Origin of the sequence: Nodosilinea sp. LEGE 07298 (assembly GCF_015207265.1) — a bacterium.
In the GTDB taxonomy this organism is placed as follows: Bacteria; Cyanobacteriota; Cyanobacteriia; order Phormidesmidales; family Phormidesmidaceae; genus Nodosilinea.
The window spans coordinates 1-6,615 of record NZ_JADEXE010000341.1; the positions used below are offsets into that span (position 1 = coordinate 1).

Below are 6,615 nucleotides of genomic sequence, written 5' to 3' on the forward strand. Positions count from 1 at the left end.
GACCCCGCCACTGTCGCCGTTGCCACCCGCTATCAAAACACCATCAACGGCTTCATCGTGCTCCACGATCGCCCCGATCGCCCCTGGTCAGAGGTGGAGCTAAATTTGCTTACCGACTTGGCCGATCAGGTCGGTACCGCGATCGCCCACGCCACCCTATTCAGCGAAAGCCACGCCCTAGCCATTAAACTTCAGCAGGCCAACGCCAGCCTGATGGACAAGCAGCGCGAGTTTCAAGAGGCCCGCCGCCAGGCCGAAGAAGCCCGCCGCCAAGCCGAAGAAGCCTCCCGCCTGAAGAGCGAATTTTTGGCCAACACCTCCCACGAGCTGCGTACCCCCCTCAACGGCATGATCGGCTTTCTCAAGCTGGTGCTCGACGGCATGGCCGATGACCCCGCCGAGCAGGAAGAATTCATTGAAGAAGCCCACAAGTCAGCCATTCACCTGCTGCAATTGATCAACGATGTGCTCGACATCGCCAAAATTGAAGCGGGCAAAATGCAGATCGAAATGGGGCCAATCAGCCTTAAAGAGCTGCTGGCCGACCTCGAAAACTTTATGCGCCACCAGGCCGACCAAAAGGGGTTGAATTTCGAAATTTTGCTGCCCGCCACCCGCGATGACATCACCGTCAACGGTAACTATCAGCGACTGCTCCAGGTGCTGATGAATCTGGTGGGCAATGCGATCAAGTTCACCCACGAAGGGGGCGTGACCATAAGCGCCGAGGTGAAGCCGCAAAAAATTGAGCGCCAGGGCAAAACCTGGCCCGGCCTGGTCAAAATTAGCGTCGCCGATACGGGCATTGGCGTGTCGCTAGAGAAGCAGGATCGGCTGTTTCAAAGCTTTAGTCAGGTAGATGGCGATCGCACCCGCCAGTACGGCGGTACTGGCCTAGGGTTGGCCATTTCTCAGCGCCTGGTAGAGGCGATGGGCGGCGTGGTGCAGTTCATCAGCATGGGCGAAGGGCTAGGCTCGACGGTGACCTTTACGGCCCTGCTATATCAAGAACCAGTGGTGATCGACAAAGAACCCGTGTACCCTCCGAAGTAATCTGCATGCTGGCATTCATGAAAGAATTCCAGCGGATGATTCGCAGGTTTCATAGGGCTTTTACAGGTACCTGGAGATATTGGTCGGGTGCTTCAGTATTGTTGCGGCTCGCAAAAAACTGACGCTCAATGTTCTTTAGAACTTCAGCGCTGTAATAGACTGTGCCGCAATTGCTGCAAATCTCCACAGGGGTATTGGGGACGATCAGGTATTGCCCTTGATGGCTATACAGATACGTGATTCGACCGTTCTTCGCGATCGTCGCTACCGCAGATCCTGCATTTAATATTGCGCACTGGTTAGGCCCTTATTTGACATATTCCTCAGCGCGTTTTTCCCGAATGCTCTCAATATTTATTCTGCCACCCCGTTAACCCCCGCCCGTTGACCATCCGTCACCTTGCTAACTGCCAGGTTCCAAACGCATTCTTTACAAACTTTGCAGATAGAAAGAAGCGGCTCGCGATCGCTAATCCGGTTTCTACTAGCTCAGATAGGCCGGTCGGGCTTCTTGCGACTGGGTTAACTGGCTGTGCAAAAGCTCCCAATTCTCCGTTTCAACCAGCGCTTTAATCTGCTCTAGCTGGTGCTGGTAACCGGTCAGCGCCTCCAGCAACGCCGCGCGGTTGTGGCGGGCCATGAGGGTGCCGAGGTCAGGTACCCCACCGCCGACGCGGCTGGTGTCTTGAAAGCCCGAGCTAGCTAAGGTCTGCGCGATCGCAAGAATGGCCGGGTCATTTTCCCCCTGGCAAGCGAGAATCAAACTGCTGCTGACCATCACCGGCAGGTGCGAGATCCACGCCACGGCGCGATCGTGCTGGGCGGGGCTGCACTGGCAGAGGTTGACTCCGAGGCGGGTGGCGATCGCCCTTACCCGCTCCAAAGCCGCTGGATTTGTCGCCGCAGTGGGGGTGAGCACGTAGGGGCGACCCTGAAACAGACCCATCTCCGCCACCGCCAGCCCCGCCTCGGCCTTACCCGCCATTGGGTGCCCGCCGACAAAATCGGGCCACAGTGCCTCGATCGCAGGCACAAGCTCCCCCTTTACCGAGGCCACATCGGTCACTATGGCTCCCGCTGACAGGTAGGGCGCGATCGCCTCAGCGGTCGCGACAACGGCATCAATGGGGGTGCAGATAAACACCACCTCGGCCCCCGCGACCAGGGCTAAATCGGTACCCGCTTCGGTGGCGGCCCCCATCGCTAGAGCCGCCTTAGCCGTTTCTACGCGGCGGGCAATGCCCACAACCGGGTGGCCCTGTCGGGTCAGGTCTAGCCCCAGCGAACCCCCAATCAACCCCAGGCCAATAATGGCGATGCGTTCCATAGTCTCTAGCTCTTTGCCCACAGTGGTTTTTACCAGCATATCGAGGGGGAGGTTACCCAGCAGCCCCGACGAATCTTCTATGCGACAATGAACACTTATAGCTCTTGCCTGTAGAGCGGTCTGGTTCTACGGCAACCCCAAGGTCAACACCATCGTCAACCATTCCGACTGATTCTCTCAACCGCTCCTTCATCTGGATGCCATTACCTTGATCGAGGCCCAAGTACACCAACAACTGCGCGCCCTGCTGCGGGAATGGGGAGAGCCAAGCTGGCCCCATCACCTGACGCTGGCGCGGCTCGTGGCGCGGGCCTTGCGGCTGGGGCGAAGCGCTTTGTTGCAGGTGGGTGGTCTATCGGCTTACCAGGGTGAGTACCGGCTTAGCTATCTCATTGCCCTGATGATGTGGCCTGGACCGGCCATTGTGGTGGCCCCTGAACCGACTGCCCAGCGATTGCTGATGGCCGATCTGCCGCGCCTGCAAGAAAAGCTGCGGCTGCAAAAGTCAGTGCACCGGGGCGATCGCTGGCCCGGTAGTGGGTTTAACGGTCTGTTGATTACTACCCCAGAAGCCTGGCTAAGCGATCGCCTCACTGGTACAAGCCATTTCCCAGACGGCATTCCCACCCTGATTGACGATGCCGACAATTTAGAACTGTGGGTGCGACAGCAGCTCACCGCTGACCTCGTTCCCCTCGACTGGAACCACCTGGCTCTGGCCTACCCCGACCACCAGAGGCTGATTCAAGATACCCATGTGGCCCTCACCCACGCGGCCTTTCAGCGCCCGGCTAACCCCTACCATCGCTACTTACTCGAAGAAAACGACTGTCACCAGCTCCAGCGTCTGTTCCAGGTACTGACCGCCAGCCGCACCCCCCAGCCTGAGGGACCAATGCCGCCTCAGTGGGCGCGGTTTTGGCAGCAGTTCAACCCGCCTGACCACCTGCTGTGGTTTGCCGTCGATCGCGATCGCGGTCAGATGACCCTACACTGCGCCCCGGTAGACCTGGCCCCGGCCCTGGCCCCAGTGTGGTCTCGGCAGCCGGTGGTACTGCTGGGGGCAGCCCTAGACCCCGAACCAGCCGCCGACCATTTTCGCCAGCGGCTGGGGCTGGGCGACCTGACCTGTCTCCAGTTCACCCCCAATCGTCAAAACGACGCGATCCAGCTCTACCTGCCTAACCATCTGCCGCTGCCCAACACGCCTCAGTTTCAGGGCGTGCTGCATCAAGAAATTCGCCGCTTGCTGAGCCGCGATGCCAACACCGACAATTGCTCCGAAACGGTTTTTGAAAGCTTTGCGCCTCGCCCCGGCTTTACCGTGATTTTGCTCGATGATTTGCCCCTCAAGGGTCAGCTAGGGGCGGCCCTGGCCGGGGAGTTTGGCTCGCGGGTGCAGGTTGAGCAGGCGGCTGTCGGCAGCAACGGTATTTTGGTCAGCGGCTGGGAGTTTTGGCGGCAGCATCGGGCTCTATTGCCGCCCCCAGACCTGCTGATTGTGGCCACGCTCCCCCTACCGTCTTTAGAAAACCCCATGGTGGCAGGGCGGGTAGCCTTTCACAAGCGGCGGCGGCAAGACTGGTTTCGGCTGTATCTATTTCCAACCGCAGTTACCGAACTACAGCGCGCGATCGCCCCCTCGCGGCAGCACCAGGGCACCGTGGCCCTGCTCGATACCCGCGTCCACTACCGCAGCTATGGCGCACAAATTTTAGAGGCCCTCAGCCCGGCTGCCTGCACGCGATCGCTGCCGTCGGACTGGGGCGCAAGACGCTAGCGGGGTTAAGAGTTTAAGGGGTTGAGGGGTTGTCAGAACGCTGCCTCACCACCTTTCACATCCCCTCCACACATGCCGTCCTATGATTAAAGATGGAGTAGTACTGAACGTAGCAACCTAGACCCATGGGCGAATCAAAACGACGCAAAGAGCAGCTAGGCGAAAAATATGGTCAGGCAGAACCCATCCTGCCCTGGCTGCCCATTACCAAAGATCAGTCGCAGCAGTTTGTAAAGTGGACAACTCGCGGTGCCTGGGGCGGCATCATTTTGGTGATTGCCTTCTGGATTACGCTGCGGTTTGTTGGCCCTGGGCTGGGCTGGTGGAGTTTGGCTGACTAGAACTACGAATCTCAGGGTTTGCAGATATATCGGCGCGAATTTTCCTATTCTCGCTAAGAAATCATAATGAGCACTTTCCGTCTTCCATAAATTCTAGGTAGAGTGAGAGTAGGTGGTTGCACGGGAGTTTGCGAGAATATGCTGAGCCAACAACAGCCATCTGGCCCCCAGCGAGGCGAGCCCCGGCCCGACGGAGTTGTCGGAGTCGCCAAGGACTTTAGTTTAGTCATTGATGGTTCTGAGCCAGCCCTGGCCTTACCTGAGGTTATTCCTCCTATTGCCCAGGGCGGCGGCCAGTCGTGGCGACTGCTACTGATCTCTTTGCTGAGCTGTGGTGCAGCCAGTGCGGCGGCCTTTGGCGCATTTCTCTGGCTAATTAACCTACCGCCTACCGCCAACTGCGAAAATACGGCCACCGCTACCACCGATCGCGCTCAGCTGTTTTGTGCCCAAACCGCTGCTGGCTCGGGCGAATTGACCGACGTGCTGGCTGCCCTCGATCTAGTGGGCGGCTGGACGTCGGAGCACCCGCTCCACTACGAGGTGCAGCCCCTGGTAGAGCAGTGGTCGTGGGTGGCGCTAAAAGCCGCTGAGCAAGAGCTGCGCAGCAACGGCAGCATGGCCGAGGCTCAGTCTTTGGTCAGCCACATTCCAGTTGATAGCCCAGTATTTGCCACCGCTCAAGAGACTATCCAAACTTGGCAATCTGAGTGGGATCAGGGCGAAGCCATTTTGGCTACGGCCCAGGCGGCGCTGCAAAAGCAGGACTGGGCCACGGCCTCTAAGCAAACACTGGCCCTAGCTGAGCTGAAAAATTCTCACTGGCGCGTAGAGCAGGTGTCGACGCTCTCTCGCCAGATTCGCCAAGAGCGTCAGGCCCGAGAACTACTGGCTCAGGCTGTGGCTACCGCTGCCCCTGGCGGCAGCGATCGCCTGGGGTCAGCCTTGCGCACCGCCAGCAAAATCGACGAGGGTACCTACACCCGTCAGCAGGCCCAACCCTACCTCGATCGCTGGAGCGATCTGTTGCTAACGCTAGGGCAAGACAAGTGGTACGCCTCTGATCTAGACGCGGCGATCGCCTTGGGCCGGAGTGCCGCCCTCAACCCCAGCCGCGCCAAGCCAGCCCAGGAGCTGATTTGGATTAGTCAGGCGCGCCAGATGGCCCAGCAGAGCCTGACCACCTGGCGCACCGCTCCAGATCAACTGGTAACGCTCTACCGGGCTATGCTGCTGGCCAATCGACTGCCCGCCGACAGCCCCTACTATGCCCAAGCCCAGTCAAGCGTGGCGACCTGGCGCACCCACCTGAGCGAGCTGACCCGCCTGCAAACCGCCCAGGCGATCGGGCAAGTGCGCGACATAGAGGCGATTAAGGTCGCGATCGACCAGGCGGCTAAGGTGCCGATGGGCCACCCCCGGCGGGTGCAGGCCCAAACCCTGGTAGCCCACTGGCGGCAAGAGATTGAACGCCTAGAAGACCGCCCCTACCTGGTCGAAGCCCACACACTGGCCAGGGCCAAAACCTTTGAGGGTCTACAGGCGGCGATTCAAGCCGCCAATGCCATTGCCCTGCCCCGTGCCCTGCGCGGCGAAGCCCAGAGCTGGGTCTACATTTGGACCAATGAGCTGCAGGTGATGGAGGATAGTCCGCTGCTCAACCGAGCGCGATCGCTGGCAGCCCAGGGCAACCTCTCCCAGGCCATTGCCGAAGCCAGCGGCATTCGAGCAGGTCGCGCCCTCTACGATGAGGCCAAAGCCGCGATCGCCGAGTGGCAGGGAGAGATTGCCGCCGCCGAGCGCGCTCGCCTGCGCGCCCTTCAGGAGGCGGCTGCCCGTCGGGCCGCGATCGCTGACCCAGTGGAGAGCGATCCTGAGAGTGAAACCCCTGGCGCAGAGACCTCCGCAGACACGATGCCAGCGACAGAGGCGCTGCCTGTCGCCCCGGCCCCCGTGCCTACCGAGCTGAGCCTGCCGCGATCGCCCCTGCCAGACCGCATCGACACTGTTCCCGGTGAAAATTCCCCCGGTGAAAATTCTGCCCCGGCTGAGGCGGCAACTCCAATGCCCACGGTTATTGAGGCTGCGCCTACGGCCCCGCCGCCAGCCCTAAC

Annotated in this window: 6 protein-coding genes; 4 read left to right on the forward strand and 2 right to left on the reverse strand. The window is 60.1% G+C overall.

The window, feature by feature from the left end:
* The coding region (locus tag IQ273_RS28680; protein ID WP_194026526.1) for an ATP-binding protein at positions 1 to 1,053 on the forward strand (1,053 nt) is incomplete at its 5' end.
* 49 nt (positions 1,054 to 1,102) lie between these two features.
* On the opposite strand, the gene IQ273_RS36100 is transcribed toward IQ273_RS28680, so the two are convergent.
* Both IQ273_RS36100 and IQ273_RS28690 read right to left on the reverse strand, forming a co-directional pair.
* Complete coding sequence (locus tag IQ273_RS36100) at positions 1,103 to 1,342, reverse strand: type II toxin-antitoxin system MqsA family antitoxin (protein ID WP_397198900.1); 240 nt, start codon at positions 1,340 to 1,342, stop codon at positions 1,103 to 1,105.
* A gap of 195 nt (positions 1,343 to 1,537) precedes the next feature.
* Positions 1,538 to 2,419, reverse strand: a complete 882-nt coding sequence (locus IQ273_RS28690; RefSeq protein ID WP_228054080.1) for a prephenate/arogenate dehydrogenase — start codon at positions 2,417 to 2,419, stop codon at positions 1,538 to 1,540.
* A 169-nt stretch (positions 2,420 to 2,588) separates the two neighbouring features.
* On the opposite strand from IQ273_RS28690, the gene IQ273_RS28695 reads away from it, so the two are divergent.
* The 3 genes from IQ273_RS28695 to IQ273_RS28705 form a co-directional block, all read left to right on the forward strand.
* Entirely contained in the window at positions 2,589 to 4,160 is a 1,572-nt protein-coding gene (locus tag IQ273_RS28695) for an ATP-dependent DNA helicase (protein ID WP_194026527.1), read from the forward strand.
* 125 nt (positions 4,161 to 4,285) lie between these two features.
* Positions 4,286 to 4,501: a DUF2839 domain-containing protein gene (locus IQ273_RS28700; RefSeq protein WP_194026528.1), complete on the forward strand. Its 216-nt coding sequence runs from the start codon at positions 4,286 to 4,288 to the stop codon at positions 4,499 to 4,501.
* A 138-nt stretch (positions 4,502 to 4,639) separates the two neighbouring features.
* On the forward strand, positions 4,640 to 6,615 hold a 1,976-nt coding region (locus IQ273_RS28705; protein ID WP_194026529.1), incomplete at its 3' end, for a hypothetical protein.

Bases quoted from the DNA above. Each gene is read 5' to 3' on its own strand.
- IQ273_RS28690 (WP_228054080.1), bottom strand. From the start codon at position 2,419: ATGCTGGTAAAAACCACTGTGGGCAAAGAGCTAGAGACTATGGAACGC.
- IQ273_RS28700 (WP_194026528.1), top strand. From the start codon at position 4,286: ATGGGCGAATCAAAACGACGCAAAGAGCAGCTAGGCGAAAAATATGGT.